The following is a 15,698-nucleotide window of genomic DNA, read 5'->3' as shown; positions in this document are numbered from 1 at the left end:
TGCCGGCGGCCGTAAGACACTGGGGCCGTGATCCGTTACGACGCCCTGGACGCGCTCCCCGTACGGCAGGCCCTGCCCGGTCTGGACGACGCCCTGGAAGGGCACGGCACCGCCGTCCTCGTGGCACCTCCCGGCACCGGCAAGACGACGCTGGTGCCACTGGTGCTGGCCGGGCTGCTGGACGAGGGGCGGCCGGCACGGCGGGTGGTCGTGGCCGAGCCCCGCCGGATCGCGGCCCGCGCGGCGGCCCGCCGGATGGCCTGGCTGCTCGGTGAGCAGGTGGGGCAGAGCGTCGGCTACACCGTGCGCGGCGAACGGGTCGTGAGCCGGCACGCGCGCGTGGAGGTCGTCACGACCGGTGTGCTGTTGCAGCGGCTGCAACGCGACCAGGAGCTGTCGGGCGTGGACGTCGTCGTCCTCGACGAGTGCCACGAGCGGCATCTGGACGCCGACACGGTGGCGGCCTTCCTCTGGGACGTACGGGAGACGCTCCGGCCGGAGCTGCGCCTGGTGGCCGCCTCGGCGACCACGGACGCGCAGGGGTGGGCGCGGCTGCTGGGCGGTGCGCCGGTGGTCGAGGCGGACGGCGTGTCGTACCCGGTGGAGGTGGTGTGGGCCCCGCCGTTGCGTCCGGTGCGGCCGCCGCACGGGATGCGCGTGGATCCGGCGCTGCTGACCCAGGTGGCGTCGGTGGTGCGGCGGGCCCTGGCCGAGCGGCCGGGTGACGTGCTGTGCTTCCTGCCGGGCGTGGGCGAGATCGCGCGGGTGGCGGGCGGGCTGGGTGACCTGGGGGACGTGGAGGTGCTCCAGGTCCACGGCCGGGCACCGGCGTCCGTCCAGGACGCGGTGCTGGCGCCCGGGAAGCGGCGCCGGGTGGTCCTGGCCACGGCGGTGGCCGAGTCGTCGCTCACCGTCCCCGGGGTCCGGGCGGTCGTCGACTCCGGACTGGCGCGGGAGCCTCGGGTCGACCACGCGCGCGGGCTGAGCGCGCTGGCCACGGTACGGGCGTCACGGGCGGCCGGGCGGCAGCGGGCGGGCCGCGCCGGGCGGGAGGCTCCGGGGGCGGTGTACCGCTGCTGGTCCGAGGCCGAGGACGCCCGCCTGACGCCCTTTCCGGCACCGGAGATCAAGGTTGCCGACCTGACGGCGTTCGCCCTCCAGGCGGCCTGCTGGGGCGATCCCGGGGCGGCCGGGCTGGCGCTGCTGGATCCGCCGCCGGGCGGGGCGATGGCGGCGGCCCGGGAGGTGCTGACGGCGATCGGGGCGGTCGACTCCGCCGGACGGGCCACCGAACGGGGGCTGCGGCTGGCCCGGCTGGGGGTGCATCCGCGGCTGGGGCGGGCGTTGCTGGACGGCCCCGGCGGGAGCGCCGAGGTGGTCGCGCTGCTGAGCGAGGAGCCGCCGCGGGAGTACGGGGACGACCTGGCGGGCGCGCTGCGCGACGCCCGGCGCGGCGGCGACGCCTATGCCGGCCGGTGGCGCGCGGAGGTGCGCCGGCTCCGGGCGGGCGACCAGGGCACGCCGGCCGGCACGGTGGACGACCGCACCGTGGGACTCGTCGCCGCTCTCGCCTTCCCCGAGCGCGTCGCCAAGGCCGACGGCGGGTCGTATCTCATGGCCTCCGGCACCCGGGCCGAGCTCGCCGACGGCAGCCCGCTGCGCGGTGCCCCGTGGCTCGCCGTGGCCGTCGCGGACCGTCCGGTCGGCAGCGGGCACGCGCGCGTGCGGCTCGCCGCGGCGGTGGACGAGGGCACGGCCAGGTCGGCGGCGGCGTCGCTGTACTCGGAGGAGCAGGAGGTCCGCTGGGCCGGCGGGGACGTCGTCGCGCGGCGCGTGGAGCGGCTCGGCGCGATCGAGCTCGTGGTGCGGCCGCTGCGGGACGCCGACCCCGCCCTCGTCCGCGCCGCGCTCCTCGACGGGCTGCGGCAGGAGGGGCTCGGTCTGCTGCGGTGGACGCCCGACGCGGCCGTGCTGCGGCAGCGGCTCGCGTTCCTGCGTCTGCGTCTCGGGGAGCCCTGGCCCGACGTCTCCGAGGACGCGCTGCACGCGCGCGTGGACGAGTGGCTGGAACCGGAGCTCGGGCGGGCCCGGCGCCGGGCCGATCTCGGGCGGATCGACGCCGGGGAGGCGCTGCGGCGGCTGCTGCCGTGGGCGAGCGGGGAGGCGGGCCGGCTCGACGAGCTGGCGCCCGAGCGGATCGTCGTACCCAGCGGGTCGCGGATCCGGGTCGACTACGGGAACCCCGAGCAGCCCGTGCTCGCCGTGAAGTTGCAGGAGATGTTCGGAGCGCGGGAGTCGCCGGCCGTGGCCGGGGTGCCGGTGCTCGTGCATCTGCTGTCGCCCGCCGGACGCCCCGCCGCCGTCACCGCCGACCTCTCCTCCTTCTGGAGGGACGGGTACAAGGGCGTACGGGCCGAGCTGCGCGGTCGCTATCCGAAGCATCCCTGGCCCGAGGATCCCGCCGCCGCCGAGCCCACCCGGCACACCAACGCGCGGCTCAGGCGCTGACCGGTTCCGCGACCGCGGGCTCGGCCGGTTCCGGGTCGGCCGGACGGCGGCCGAGGGCTTCCAGGCAGAGGGAGAGGGCGAGCAGCGCGATGCCGAGGGAGAGGAAGCCCCACGGGAGGTAGGAGGTCAGCATCAGGACGAGCGTGCGGTTCTGCTTGACCAGGGCGACGGTGTGCTCGATGTAGTCCTCGCGCATCTTCACGTCGCCGGCGAAGGCCGTCACCTTGGCGCGGCCGCCCAGCAGGGTGCCGCCGCGCAGCTCCTCCTTGTGGATCTCCTCGCCGTAGACGGGCGCCCCGGTGACGGGTTCCACCCAGAACTTGCGGACCGTCGTGTACCAGCGGGTGGTGCCGGTCTTGGCGACCGTCTCGGGGGTGATGCCCTGCACCGGCATCTTCTTGGGCATGGGGACCTTGGTCCAGGGGATGGTCTGCTCGAAGTAGTAGACCTTCACGCCCCGGAAGGTCTGCGTCCCCTTGTAGTGGATGGGGTTGGTGGTGCGGGTCTGGGCGTCGAAGTACTCGTAGTCCCGTTTCTCGGTCAGGAACGGCCACTTGAACTCGATGCCGTCCCGTTTCACCGGGTCGCCGTCGACCATCTCGCCGGTGGCGTGGACGGGTTCCTGGCTGTGGGCGTCGAAGATGTAGCGCTCGGGGATCTCGGAGACCATCTTGCCGTCGGGTCCCTGGACGTAGGACAGGCCGTCCCAGACGACGACGTCCCGCCCGGCCGTCTTCTCGATCTTCTTCGCGGCCGCCACATCGCCCTTGAGGGTCTGCACGATGGTGACCTGGGGGACCTTCTTCGCCGTCATGGTGCCGTAGTCGAGAAGCGTGGCGTCCTTCGCCTCCAGGACCATGTCCTGGTACTGGTTGGCGGGGATCTTGGCCAGGCGCGGGAAGGCGTACCAGCGCAGCAGCGGGGACAGCGCCGCGAAGAACACGGCACAGGCGAGCAGGACCAGACTGGCCTTGCGGCGCATCTCGGCCTCCCGGGGCGGCGGTTACGGATGTGAAGGCACCGTCGTGAGCAGCGGCTTGGGGGACGTCTTCCCGGCCGGCGACCCCAGGGCGCCGATCGTGACGACCAGGACCAGCGCGAGGGCGAGACCGGTCGCGGCGGCGATCAGGGCACGCATGCGGGGCCTCCCGACGGCCGACTGCTTCCCGACGGTCTTCCTGATGGATCGTCAGGTCCGGGCACCGTAGCAACGGGAGGGTGAGATGAGAACAGGTCGGACGACGGCGAAGGGCGCCGTCCCGCGTCGGCGGGAGGGCGCCCTCGTCGTCGTACGACCGTGGATCAGGAGGTGGCGGAAGCGCTCGGGGAGGCGGAGGCCGATGCGGACTCGGAGGCGGACGGGCTCGGCGACGGGCTCGGCGAGGTGTCGGCCGCGGCGACCGTCAGCTCCACGGTGAGGGTCGCGCCGCCGGTGGTGGTGATGCGGAGCAGGAACGTGCCGGTGGTGTCGTCCGCGTACAGCTTGGGCAGCGTGAGCAGGCCGTTCGCGTCCGTCTTGAGATCCGTGAGGGTCCGGACGGGGTTGCCGTTCGCGTCCTTGAAGTAGGGGCCCTTGTCGTTCTCGCTCGTGTCGTCCGCCGACTTGACGAGCGTGGCGGTGGCGGCGACCTGGTCGGCGACGGCACCCTGGTAGGTGGCCTTCGCCCGCACCTGGTCGGCGAACTCGGCGCCCGGGGTGCAGGTCAGCGCGGTGGTGTTGACGAGGGCGAGGGTGTCGGCGGCACGTGCGGTGACCGTCGCGTCGTACTCGACCGGGGTGATCGTACGGCCGACGACGGAGGCGCGGACCGTGAAGCCGCCGGTCTTCTCGCCCGCCTGGAGTGCGGGTGCGACCGCGACGCCCTTGCTGTCGGTGGTGACCGTGGCGACGCTCTCGCCGCCGGTGAAGGTGGTGTCCGTGTCCCCGACGATCGTGAACCGGACGCGGACCTTGGCGACGATCCGGCCCGCCTTGGTCTCCGCGCGGGTGCTGATCCTCTTGGTGAACGCGTCGCCGGCCGTCGCCGTGAGCTTGGCGGTGCCCGCGTCCTCCAGGTGGTCCACGGTGTCGGTGGCCGTGGGCGGCAGGGTCGGGGTCGTGCTCGGCGTGCCCGGCTTCGGCTCGTCGGGCTTGGGCGTGCCCGGCGTGCCGGTGCCCGGTGTGCTGGGCGTCGGGGAGCCGCCGGAACCCGAACCGCTGCCGGACGCGCCGTCGCTGCGGTGGCTGGGCACGGTGCCGGTGCCGTTCGGGATCGAGTGGGTGCCCTTGCGGTAGAACTCGTACCAGGACAGCACCAGGTTGAGGTAGTCCTGCGAGTTGTTGTAGCTGAGGATCGCGCTGTTCATGTCGGCCTGGACGGACAGGTCCCAGCCGTTGCGGCACAGGTAGTGGCCGGCGGCGAGTGCCGCGTCGTAGACGTTGTTGGGGTCCTTGACGCCGTCGCCGTTGCCGTCGCGGCCCGCCCACGCCCAGGTCGAGGGGATGAACTGCATGGGGCCGACGGCCTGGTCGTACTGGCTGTTGCCGTCGTACTGGCCGCCGTCGGTGTCCTGGATGAGCGCGAAGCCGTTGCCGTCGAGCTGCGGTCCCAGGATCCGGTGCAGGGTGTTGCCCTCGGCGTCGACGTCGCCGCCGCGGGCCTGCCCGGACTCCACCTTGCCGATGGCGGCGAGCAGCTGCCAGGGCAGGTTGCAGCCCGGCTTGGAGCCGCGCAGCTCCGCCTCGGCCTTCTTGTAGGCGTCCAGGACGGTGGCGGGTATGCCGGCCTCGGCCGCGCCCTGGGAGACGGGGGTGCCGATGCTCGACGAGGGGGCGGTGGGACTGGCGCTGGGGTTCGGGCTGTTCAGCGGTGGCAGGTCCGTGTAGTACGGCGAGTTGCCGGTGGCGCCGTCGGCCGCGCCCGCTTCGTCGGGTGCGGAGGTGCTGGCGCCGGTGTTCGCCTGCCGGCCCGTGTCGCCGCCGGTCGCGCCGGGTGCCTGGGACGCGGACAGAGCCGCGACCGCCAACGCGGCCGCGGCGGTCGTCGCCGCTCCCTTGCGCAGCCGCCTGCCGAATTGCGCCGCCATAAGGTGAACCCCTCCCATGGGCGCCTTCTGAGCGCCCGTCTCCGTCTGTCTGCTCGCCCCTGGTGTGACGGTTGACCTGGTGCTGTGGTTGCCCCCTGTTACCTCTTTCGAGTGGTGAGGTAGCGCATCCGTGGGGCACGCCGGGGCGGCGACCCAGGCGACACTACGACAACTTCCATTCCGCGGACACCCGGCGGTGCCCGATTTTCACCAGTTGGCCATTCCCCGTTGAACGATGGTGGTGTCGCGGATACTTGTCGTACGCGATCACTTGTTCGGCGCTCCGGCCGACGACTGCTCCAGGGAGACCGGGTGCCGTTCACTCTCAGCCACGCCGCCGCCGTGCTGCCCGCCGTGCGGGGCGACGGGACCGGGCGCGGGCGGCTGGTGCCGGCGGTGCTCGTCGCCGGGTCCTTCTCCCCCGACCTCACCTACTACGCGGCGAGCGCGGTGCCGGACGCGATGGAGTTCGGCGAGTTCACGCACTCCTTCACCGGCGTCCTCACCGTGGACGTGCTCTTCTCCTGGGCGCTGGTGGCGCTGTGGGTGCTGGTACGGGAGCCGCTCGTGGCCCTGCTGCCCCGGGCCCGGCAGGGACGCCCGGCGACCCTGCTGCGTTGCGGGGCGCCACGCGCGCGTGCCGGCCTTTCCGTGGCGGCCCGTTGGTACGTCTCCGCCGTGCTCGGCGCGCTCACGCATGTCGTCTGGGACGCGTTCACGCACCACGACCGCTGGGGGACCCGGCTGATCCCCGCGATCGGCCGGCACGTCGCGGGCGTGCCGCTCTACACCCTGCTCCAGTACGGCACTTCGGCGGTGGCGGCGGCCGTGCTCGCCGTGTTCGTGCTCCGCGCGCTACGGCGGGCGCCGGCCGGGGAGCCGGTGGGGGTGCCGCTGCTGTCCGTGGGGGACCGGTGGTGGGCCGGGGCCGGGATCGGCGGCTGTGCCCTGGTCGCCGCGGTGCAGCGGGCCACGCGGTGGTGGGCTTACTGGGGTTCGACGGCGAAGCCCTGGGAGCTGCTGCCCACGGTGCTCTTCGGGGCGGGCGCGGGGCTGCTGCTCGGGGTGCTCGGGTATGCCGTGGCGGTCAGGGTGTGGCGTCCGGCTCCGGTGGCCGGCGGCGTGCGCCGGAGCCCTTCGGCCGTTCGGTGAGGGTCGCCACGAAGACGGTCATGGTGCGGGGGCGGCGGGGGCCGGGCAGTGCGCCGAGGACCAGCGCGAGATAGCTGCGGGCGAGATCGAGCCACTGCCGCGGGGCGGGGCGGGTGCGGAGTCTCCGCCTGAGGCGGGCGACCGCCTTGCGCACGGTGAGGGCCAGGTCGGTGGGGATGCGGGCGGAGCTGGCGCCGGGTGCCATGGCCGGTGCCGACGAAGCCGCCGTGACCTGCGCCGCGGCGGAGCGGGCCTTGGCCGGGGGCCTGGTCTGGGGCGTCCGGCCGTGAAGCATGCGTATACCCATGCCCGCATCCTTGCCGCTGCCGGGGGCGGGGGCGTTCTGACGGGGTCCAGCTGAGTGATGACGGCGCCCCGGCGACCGGCGGAGGGCGCCGCTCCACCGGTGTCGTGGATCGGCGCCCTCTGCCTGCTCTCGCCGGAGGCTAGTGGGCTGCTGATTCCCAGTCCGGGCCGATGCCGACCGAGACGTCCAGGGGCGCCCTGAGGTGGACCGCGTCGGGCATTTCGCGGCGGAGGATCGCCTCGGCCTCGGCGCGCTCGCCGGGGGCGATCTCCAGGACGATTTCGTCGTGCACCTGGAGGAGCATCCGGGACTTCAGGTCCGCCTCGCGCAGCGCCCCGTCCACCTTCAGCATGGCCATCTTGACGATGTCGGCCGCGGTGCCCTGGATGGGCGCGTTGAGCGCCATCCGCTCGGCCGCCTCACGGCGCTGGCGATTGTCGCTGTTGAGGTCGGGGAGGTAGCGACGGCGGCCGAAGAGGGTCGCGGTGTACCCCGTGGCGCGTGCCTCGTCGACCACCCGGCGCAGATAGTCACGGACGCCGCCGAACCGCTCGAAGTACGTGTCCATCAGGGCCCGGGCCTCGCCCGCGTCGATGTTCAGCTGCTGGGAGAGGCCGAACGCCGACAGCCCGTACGCGAGGCCGTACGACATCGCCTTGATCTTGCGGCGCATCTCCGCGTCGACGGCCGTGCGGTCGACGGAGAACACCTGCGAGGCGACCGTGGTGTGCAGGTCCTCGCCGGAGGTGAACGCCTCGATCAGGCCCTCGTCCTCGGAGAGATGGGCCATCACCCGCAGTTCGATCTGGCTGTAGTCGGCCGTCATCAGCGACTCGAAGCCCTCGCCCACCACGAAGCCCCGGCGGATCGCCCGGCCCTCGTCGGTGCGGACCGGGATGTTCTGGAGGTTCGGGTCGGTGGAGGAGAGCCGGCCGGTCGCGGCGACCGTCTGGTTGAACGTGGTGTGGATACGGCCGTCCGCCGCCACCGTCTTGATCAGGCCCTCGACCGTCACCCGCAGCTTGGCCTGCTCACGGTGCCGGAGCATGATCACCGGCAGTTCGTTCTCGGTCTGGCCGGCCAGCCAGGCCAGCGCGTCGGCGTCGGTGGTGTAGCCGGTCTTGGTCTTCTTGGTCTTGGGCAGGGCCAGCTCGCCGAAGAGGACCTCCTGGAGCTGCTTGGGCGAGCCCAGGTTGAACTCGTGGCCGGCCGCCGCGTGCGCCTCCTTCACGGCCTGCTGGACGGCGCCCGCGAACATCTGCTCCATCGCTTCGAGATGCGCGCGGTCGGCCGCGATGCCGTACCGCTCCATGCGGGCGAGGAGGACGGAGGTCGGCAGCTCCATGTCACGGAGCAGGTCCGCCGCGCCGACCTCCTGGAGCCGCTCCCCGAAGGCCTCGCCGAGGTCGAGGATCGCACGGGCCTGGATCATCAGGGCCTCGGCCTCGGCACCGTCGTCCGCGCCGAAGGCCAGCTGACCGTCGGCCGCGGCGGCCGGGGCCAGCTCACGGTGCAGGTACTCCAGGGACAGCGCGTCCAGGTCGAAGGAGCGGCGGCCGGGCTTGACCAGATAGGCGGCGAGCGCGGTGTCCATGGTGACGCCGTCGATGCTCCAGCCGTGCTCGGCGAAGACCCGCATGGCGCCCTTGGCGTTGTGGAAGACCTTGGGCCGCTCGGCGTCGGCCAGCCAGGCCGTCCACGCGCGCTCGTCGGCCTCGTCGATCTCGGCCGGGTCGAACCAGGCCGCCGCTCCCGTGGCCGCGGCCAGCGCGACCTCGGCGACCGAGCCGGTGCCGAGCGCCCAGGTGTCGACGGTGGCGATGCCCAGCGCCTGCGTGCCGTGCTCGGCGAGCCAGCCGGCCAGTTCGCCGGTGCCGAGGACGGTGCCGTCCACCGCCACGCCCGCCTCGGCGGCCGGTGTGGCCTCGGTCTCCTCGGCGCCGGGGTCGACGGCGTAGAGCCGCTCGCGCAGCGACGGGTTACGGATCTCCAGGGTGTCCAGGATCATCGCGACGCTCTTGCGGTCGTACGGCGCGCGCTCCAGGTCGGTGACCGTCTTCGGCAGCTCGACCTGGCGCTCCAGTTCGGTGAGCCGGCGGTTGAGCTTCACCGAGTCCAGGTGGTCGCGGAGGTTCTGGCCGGCCTTGCCCTTCACCTCGTCGACGCGCTCCACCAGCTCGGCGAAGGAACCGAACTGGTTGATCCACTTGGCGGCGGTCTTCTCGCCGACGCCGGGGATGCCGGGGAGGTTGTCGGACGGGTCGCCGCGCAGGGCCGCGAAGTCGGGGTACTGGGCGGGCGTCAAGCCGTACTTCTCGAAAACCTTCTCCGGGGTGAACCGGGTCAGCTCGGAGACGCCCTTCGTCGGATAGAGGACCGTGGTGTGCTCGGTGACCAGCTGGAAGGAGTCGCGGTCGCCGGTGACGATCAGGACCTCGAAGCCCTCGGCCTCGGCCTGGGTGGCGAGGGTGGCGATGATGTCGTCGGCCTCGAAGCCCGCGACGGCGAAGCGCTGCGCGTGCATCGCGTCGAGCAGCTCGCCGATCAGCTCCACCTGGCCCTTGAACTCGTCCGGGGTCTTGGAGCGGTTCGCCTTGTACTCGGTGAACTCCTCGGAGCGCCAGGTCTTGCGGGAGACGTCGAAGGCCGCCGCGAAGTGCGTGGGCGCCTCGTCACGCAGGGTGTTGGCCAGCATCGACGCGAAACCGTAGATCGCGTTCGTCGGCTGGCCCGTCGCGGTCGTGAAGTTCTCCGCGGGCAGCGCGAAGAACGCGCGGTAGGCCAGCGAGTGCCCGTCCATGAGCATCAGCCGGGGACGGGTCCCACTGGGGGTCTTGTCGGTCTTCTTCGATGCTGTCTCTGCCACGCCCCCGATCCTGCCACGCCGCACTGACAGCGAGGACCGACGGTTCGGATCGCGGTGAGCCGGGCAGCACCGGACAGCGCCCGTCGTGGCTGGTCGCCGTTGCGACGGAAAAGCTCAAGAGCGCGGGTGGGCTGGGAGGCACGGTTCTGTCAGGCATGGGTTCCGTCGCGCTCGGCCGACCGCCCTCGATCGTTGTCGGCGGCGCGTGCGAGTATCGGATGCACAGTGCACTGGTGCCGGCGTAGAGGGAGATCGTGCGATGGCGACGAAGCCGCCCAAGGGTGATCCGGTCCAGGACGCGCCGCAGGTCGCGGAGCCGAAGCACGCGGCCGCGGGACTGCCGGCCATCGGGCACACCCTGCGCATCGCCCAGCAGCAGATGGGGGTGAAGCGCACCGCGCTGACGCTGCTCCGGGTCAACCAGAAGGACGGCTTCGACTGCCCCGGCTGCGCCTGGCCGGAGCCCGATCACCGGCACGCCGCCGAGTTCTGCGAGAACGGCGCCAAGGCCGTGGCCGAGGAGGCCACCCTGCGCCGCGTGACGCCCGAGTTCTTCGCGGCGCACTCCGTGGCCGATCTGCACCACCGCAGCGGCTACTGGCTCGGCCAGCAGGGCCGGCTCACCCACCCCATGTATCTCGCCGAGGGCGCCGAGCACTACGAGCCGGTCGACTGGGAGCGTGCCTTCGACATCATCGGCGAGGAGATCGCCGCTCTCGGCTCCCCCGACGAGGCCGTCTTCTACACCTCGGGCCGCACCAGCAACGAGGCCGCGTTCCTGTACCAGCTGTTCGCGCGCGAGCTGGGCACCAACAACCTGCCGGACTGCTCCAACATGTGCCACGAGTCCTCGGGCTCGGCACTCAGCGAGACCATCGGCATCGGCAAGGGCAGCGTCCTGCTGGAGGATCTGTACAAGGCGGATCTGATCGTCGTCGCCGGGCAGAACCCGGGGACCAACCACCCCCGGATGCTCTCCGCGCTGGAGAAGGCCAAGGCCAACGGCGCGAAGATCATCAGCATCAACCCGCTCCCGGAGGCCGGCCTGGAGCGGTTCAAGAACCCGCAGACCCCCCAGGGCATGCTCAAGGGCGCCGCGCTCACCGACCTCTTCCTGCAGATCCGTATCGGCGGCGACCAGGCCCTGTTCCGGCTCCTCAACAAGCTGATCCTGCAGACGGACGGCGCGGTCGACGAGGAGTTCGTGCGCGAACACACGCACGGGTACGAGGAGTTCGCCCAGGCCGCCCGTGCCGCCGACTGGGACGAGACGCTCGCCGCCACCGGCCTCACCCGCGCGGAGATCGAGAAGGCCCTCGGCATGGTGCTCGCCTCCGAGCGCACGATCGTCTGCTGGGCCATGGGGCTGACCCAGCACAAGCACTCGGTCCCGACGATCCGCGAGGTCGTCAACTTCCTTCTGCTGCGCGGCAACATCGGCCGCACCGGCGCGGGCGTCTGCCCGGTCCGCGGCCACTCGAACGTGCAGGGCGACCGCACGATGGGCATCTTCGAGCGCCCGGCCCCGGCCTTCCTGGACGCCCTGGAGAAGGAGTTCGGCTTCGCGCCCCCGCGCAAGCACGGCTTCGACGTCGTCCGGGCCATCCGCGCGCTGCGCGACGGCGAGGCGAAGGTCTTCTTCGCGATGGGCGGCAACTTCGTCTCCGCCACCCCCGACACGGAGGTCAGCGAGGCGGCGATGCGGCGGGCGCGGCTGACCGTGCACGTGTCGACGAAGCTCAACCGCTCGCACGTCGTGACGGGCGCGCGGGCGCTGATCCTGCCGACGCTCGGCCGCACCGAGCGCGATCTCCAGGGCAGCGGGGAGCAGTTCGTCACCGTGGAGGACTCGATGGGCATGGTGCACGCCTCGCGCGGCCGCCTGGAGCCCGCGAGCCCGCACCTGCTGTCGGAGCCGGCGATCGTGTGCCGGCTCGCGCGCCGGGTGCTCGGTGACGGCAGCGCCACCCCCTGGGAGGAGTTCGAGAAGGACTACGCGACGGTCCGCGACCGTGTCGCGCGCGTGATCCCCGGTTTCGAGGACTTCAACGCGCGCGTGGCGCATCCGGGGGGCTTCGCGCTGCCGCACGGCCCGCGCGACGAGCGCCGCTTCCCGACCGCCACCGGCAAGGCGAACTTCACGGCGGCGGCCGTCGAGTACCCCGAACTGCCCGAGGGGCGGCTGCTGTTGCAGACGCTGCGTTCGCACGACCAGTACAACACCACGATCTACGGTCTGGACGACCGCTACCGGGGCATCAGGAACGGCCGCCGGGTGGTCCTGGTGCACCCGGAGGACGCGGGGGCGCTGGGTGTCGCCGACGGGTCGTACGTCGACCTGGTGAGCGAGTGGAAGGACGGCGTGGAGCGCCGGGCACCGGGCTTCCGGGTGGTGCACTATCCGACGGCCCGTGGCTGCGCGGCCGCGTACTACCCGGAGACCAACGTGCTGGTGCCGCTCGACGCGACCGCCGACACCAGCAACACCCCGGCCAGCAAGTCCGTCGTGATCCGTCTGCAGAGCGGCATGCCGCAGCCGGCCCCCGCCGTCTGAGCAGACGCTCAGTCCGTCTGGAAGAATCGGCGGCCTACTGAGCGTTTGCTCAGTGGAGAGACAGCCGTAAGACGATCGGAGCCGGCCCATGGGCGAGCAGCAGCATGTGAAGTTCCCGCAGGAGGTCATCGACGAGTACGCCGCCCTCGGTGTCGACCTGCCGGCCCTGTTCTCGGCGGGCCACCTCGGCAACCGGATGGGCGTGCAGATCGTCGAGGCCTCGGCGGACCGGGTCGTCGGCACCATGCCGGTGGAGGGCAACACCCAGCCGTACGGGCTGCTGCACGGCGGGGCCAGCGCGGTGCTGGCGGAGACCCTGGGGTCGGTCGGGTCGATGCTGCACGGCGGCAGCTCCAAGATCGCGGTCGGCGTCGACCTGAACTGCACGCATCACCGCGGGGCCCGTTCCGGTCTGGTCACCGGCGTGGCCACGCCCGTCCACCGGGGGCGTTCCACGGCGACCTACGAGATCGTGATCAGCGACGAGGAGGGCCGCCGGGTGTGCACGGCCCGGCTCACCTGCCTGCTGCGCGACCTGAAGGGCGACTCGCTCCCCTCCTCGGCCCAGGGCTGAGACCCGTCGCCGACGGGCCCATTGCTCCCCGCCGTCCCCGCCCTTAACGTCGGCGCATGGGACGGCGAGGAGGCACCCTGCCGAGTGGAGCGACCGCACTGGGTCTCGGACTCGCTCTGCTGATCGGCTGCGGTACCACCGGCACCCCCACCCACACCACCGTGGGCTCCACATCACCTTCGGCGACCTCCGACGCCGCACTGTGCGCCGCGATCGTCGCGCACTGGTCACACGAGGTGCTCGACAGCGGCACCTACGGCGACTACCAGTCGATGGGGCTGTCCAACGGCCAGTACGAGATCCTCCGGGACGTCGTGGACGCCGCGCGAGCCGTGAAACACCGTCAAGGGGCCGCTGCCGCCGACCGGTTGATCGCACACCGGTCGCGTGCCGCCTGCTCCGAGCGATACCGCGACGGCGCACCGACGGGAGGCCCCTGGCAGTGAGCGGAACGACCGGCATCGGCCCCGTCGAGCCGGGCGAGGGCACCCACGGCCGGGACCTCCCCGAGCCGGAAGCCGCCCCTCCCCCACACCTCGGCCGCCGTCGCGCCGCCCTCGCCCTGACCCTCACCGCCGCCCTCCTCGCCGCCGGCGGCTACCTCTACGCGACCCGGCCGCACGACCCGCCGCCGCCCGAAGTCCCCTACCCCGCGCAGACGGTGGCGTTCGTCTTCCTGGGCGACCGGGTCACTCCGCCCGGCGCCCCGACCCGCAGCTTCAGCTTCGCCGTCCGGATGAGCGTGCTGGAGGAGCCGCCGGTCACCGTGGACCGCATCGGCCAGCCCTACGCCGGTCTCTCACTGACCGAGACGCCACCCGTACCCTTCCGGACAAAGACGGGCTCACCGCGCGAGATCACGATAACCATGCATGTGACCGACTGCGCGACGGTTCCGAAGGACGCCGGACTTCCTTTCCTGGACGTAACTCTGCGTAATACGCGCGCAATACAAGTACAGAGTTTCATCCTGGGGTCCCGCTACGCACAACACCTCTCACACTCCCTGAAAGTCGCCTGCGGCAACGGCAAGTAAGCGCTTTCCAGTAATCACCAAAAGCCCCGAGACGCCTGATCCGATTACGGCGGGTCCTGCGGGTTCTCAGCATGCGGACGGTGCGAATCGGCCTGAATTCCGCTCTTCTCCACACCATGTACCGCTCTGCATTACCTCGTGTCATAACAAGAGCGTCACAGCATGGGTCAGACCCTCCTCCCCGTTCCCCCCGCCCGCCTAGAGTCACGGCCAGTCACGGCGCCGTCGGAATCTTCACTTCGACAGGGCGCACGACTCGACCGTTTCCACGGGGATGCGGTTGTTCAGGGGAAAGGACTGATCGTGCGTCAACGTTCGCTCATCGCCATCACCGCAGCTCTGGCAGCGGGAGCACTCACCCTCACCGCCTGCGGCTCACGCGACAGCGGCGACAAGGGCTCCGACTCGGGCAGTGGTGGCACCACGGTCACCATCGGCGTCGACGCCCCGCTGACCGGCGACCTGTCCGCGCTCGGCCTGGGCATCAAGAACTCGGTGGACCTGGCGGTCAAGCAGGCCAACAAGAAGAAGTACGTCGACGGCGTCACGTTCAAGATCGAGGCCAAGGACGACCAGGCCCAGCCCTCCTCCGGCCAGGCCAACGCCTCCGCCTTCGTCAGCGACAGCAGCGTCTACGGCGTGGTCGGCCCTCTGAACTCCTCGGTCGCGCAGTCGATGCAGAAGGTGTTCGACGACGCCAAGCTGGTCGAGGTCTCCCCGGCCAACACCAACCCGGCGCTGACCCAGGGCGACAACTGGCAGACGACGAAGTCGCGGCCGTACAAGTCGTACTTCCGTACCGCGACCACGGACGCCATCCAGGGGCCGTACGCCGCGCAGTACGTGTACAACACGGCGAAGCTGACCAAGGCCTTCATCATCGACGACAAGAAGACCTACGGCGCCGGCCTCGCCGCCACCTTCACCGACGAGTTCAAGAAGCTCGGCGGCAAGGTCGTGGGCACCGAGCACATCAACCCCGACTCCAAGGACTACTCCGCGGTCGTCACCAAGGTGAAGACCTCGGGCGCCACCGTGGTCTACTACGGCGGCGAGTACCCGCAGGCCGGTCCGCTGAGCAAGCAGCTCAAGGCCGCGGGCGCCAAGATCCCCCTGGTCGGCGGTGACGGCATCTACGCCGACGACTTCATCAAGCTGGCGGGCACCGCCGCCACCGGCGACATGGCCACCTCGGTCGGCGCCCCGGTCGAAACCCTCGACTCCGCCAAGGAGTTCGTCGCCAACTACAAGGCCGGCGGCTACTCGGAGGCGTACGGCGCCTACGGCGGCTACTCCTACGACTCGGCCTGGTCGATCATCGAGGCCGTGAAGAAGGTCGTCGACGACAACGGCGGCAAGCTGCCGTCCGACGCCCGCGCGAAGATCACCGCCGCGGTGCAGAACGTCTCCTTCGACGGTGTGACCGGCAAGGTCTCCTTCGACGAGTACGGTGACGCGACCAACAAGCAGCTCACCGTCTACAAGGTCGAGGGCGGGGCCTGGAAGGCTGCTACCTCCGGCACGTACACGCCGAGCAGCTGACCCACACCCGCCGCAGCACCGAGCCGCGGGGGGGGGGGGTGCACAGGCGCCCCCCCCCGCCGCGCAAACCGCCACAAAAGACGAAAATTAAGA

At 71.7% G+C, this 15,698-nt stretch carries 12 protein-coding genes; 7 read left to right on the top strand and 5 right to left on the bottom strand.

The features are described 5' to 3' along the window. The first annotated feature begins 27 nt into the window (after positions 1 to 27). Entirely contained in the window at positions 28 to 2,508 is a 2,481-nt protein-coding gene (gene hrpB / locus ACFWXC_RS22290) for an ATP-dependent helicase HrpB (protein ID WP_384481156.1), read from the top strand. Here the strand turns inward: hrpB and ACFWXC_RS22285 are convergent. The 3 genes from ACFWXC_RS22285 to ACFWXC_RS22275 all read right to left on the bottom strand — a co-directional run bounded on the left by ACFWXC_RS22285 (position 2,498) and on the right by ACFWXC_RS22275 (position 5,574). Beyond that, positions 2,498 to 3,490 carry a DUF3068 domain-containing protein gene (locus tag ACFWXC_RS22285; protein ID WP_384481155.1) on the bottom strand — a complete coding sequence of 331 codons (993 nt, stop codon included), beginning with the start codon at positions 3,488 to 3,490 and terminating at the stop codon, positions 2,498 to 2,500. The two genes, hrpB and ACFWXC_RS22285, sit on opposite strands and share 11 nt — an antisense overlap. Positions 3,491 to 3,511: 21 nt before the next feature. After that, entirely contained in the window at positions 3,512 to 3,646 is a 135-nt protein-coding gene (locus ACFWXC_RS22280) for an SPW_0924 family protein (protein ID WP_365798853.1), read from the bottom strand. Positions 3,647 to 3,810: 164 nt separating this feature from the next. After that, positions 3,811 to 5,574, bottom strand: a complete 1,764-nt coding sequence (locus ACFWXC_RS22275; protein ID WP_384481153.1) for a lytic transglycosylase domain-containing protein — start codon at positions 5,572 to 5,574, stop codon at positions 3,811 to 3,813. A 312-nt stretch (positions 5,575 to 5,886) separates the two neighbouring features. Between ACFWXC_RS22275 and ACFWXC_RS22270 the strand changes: the two genes are divergently transcribed. Continuing rightward, positions 5,887 to 6,726 carry a DUF4184 family protein gene (locus tag ACFWXC_RS22270; RefSeq protein WP_384481151.1) on the top strand — a complete coding sequence of 280 codons (840 nt, stop codon included), beginning with the start codon at positions 5,887 to 5,889 and terminating at the stop codon, positions 6,724 to 6,726. Here ACFWXC_RS22270 and ACFWXC_RS22265 read toward each other — a convergent pair. Both ACFWXC_RS22265 and polA read right to left on the bottom strand, forming a co-directional pair. After that, the gene (locus tag ACFWXC_RS22265; protein WP_384481149.1) at positions 6,662 to 7,033 is read right to left on the bottom strand and encodes a hypothetical protein; all 372 of its coding nucleotides are present in this window, start codon (positions 7,031 to 7,033) and stop codon (positions 6,662 to 6,664) included. The two genes, ACFWXC_RS22270 and ACFWXC_RS22265, sit on opposite strands and share 65 nt — an antisense overlap. A 139-nt stretch (positions 7,034 to 7,172) precedes the next feature. Continuing rightward, a complete protein-coding gene (gene polA / locus ACFWXC_RS22260) occupies positions 7,173 to 9,899 on the bottom strand; it encodes a DNA polymerase I (RefSeq protein ID WP_384481147.1) in 2,727 nt (908 codons plus the stop codon). 259 nt (positions 9,900 to 10,158) lie between these two features. Between polA and ACFWXC_RS22255 the strand changes: the two genes are divergently transcribed. The 5 genes from ACFWXC_RS22255 to ACFWXC_RS22235 all read left to right on the top strand — a co-directional run bounded on the left by ACFWXC_RS22255 (position 10,159) and on the right by ACFWXC_RS22235 (position 15,605). Then, the gene (locus tag ACFWXC_RS22255) at positions 10,159 to 12,453 is read left to right on the top strand and encodes an FdhF/YdeP family oxidoreductase (RefSeq protein WP_384481145.1); all 2,295 of its coding nucleotides are present in this window, start codon (positions 10,159 to 10,161) and stop codon (positions 12,451 to 12,453) included. 88 nt (positions 12,454 to 12,541) lie between these two features. After that, complete coding sequence (locus ACFWXC_RS22250) at positions 12,542 to 13,027, top strand: PaaI family thioesterase (protein ID WP_384481143.1); 486 nt, start codon at positions 12,542 to 12,544, stop codon at positions 13,025 to 13,027. 56 nt (positions 13,028 to 13,083) lie between these two features. Next, complete coding sequence (locus tag ACFWXC_RS22245; protein WP_384481141.1) at positions 13,084 to 13,473, top strand: hypothetical protein; 390 nt, start codon at positions 13,084 to 13,086, stop codon at positions 13,471 to 13,473. Further along, positions 13,470 to 14,063: a Tat pathway signal sequence domain protein gene (locus tag ACFWXC_RS22240; protein ID WP_384481139.1), complete on the top strand. Its 594-nt coding sequence runs from the start codon at positions 13,470 to 13,472 to the stop codon at positions 14,061 to 14,063. The genes ACFWXC_RS22245 and ACFWXC_RS22240 overlap by 4 nt, the downstream gene beginning before the upstream one ends. A gap of 303 nt (positions 14,064 to 14,366) precedes the next feature. Further along, positions 14,367 to 15,605 (top strand): branched-chain amino acid ABC transporter substrate-binding protein, encoded by a 1,239-nt coding sequence (locus ACFWXC_RS22235; RefSeq protein WP_384481138.1) that lies wholly within the window; start codon positions 14,367 to 14,369, stop codon positions 15,603 to 15,605. The last annotated feature ends 93 nt before the right edge of the window (positions 15,606 to 15,698 follow it).

Source organism: Streptomyces sp. NPDC058683 (genome assembly GCF_042716195.1).
Taxonomy (GTDB): domain Bacteria; phylum Actinomycetota; class Actinomycetes; order Streptomycetales; family Streptomycetaceae; genus Streptomyces.
The sequence above is the reverse complement of the archived record's forward strand: the minus strand, read 5'-3'. Positions and strand labels throughout refer to the sequence as shown.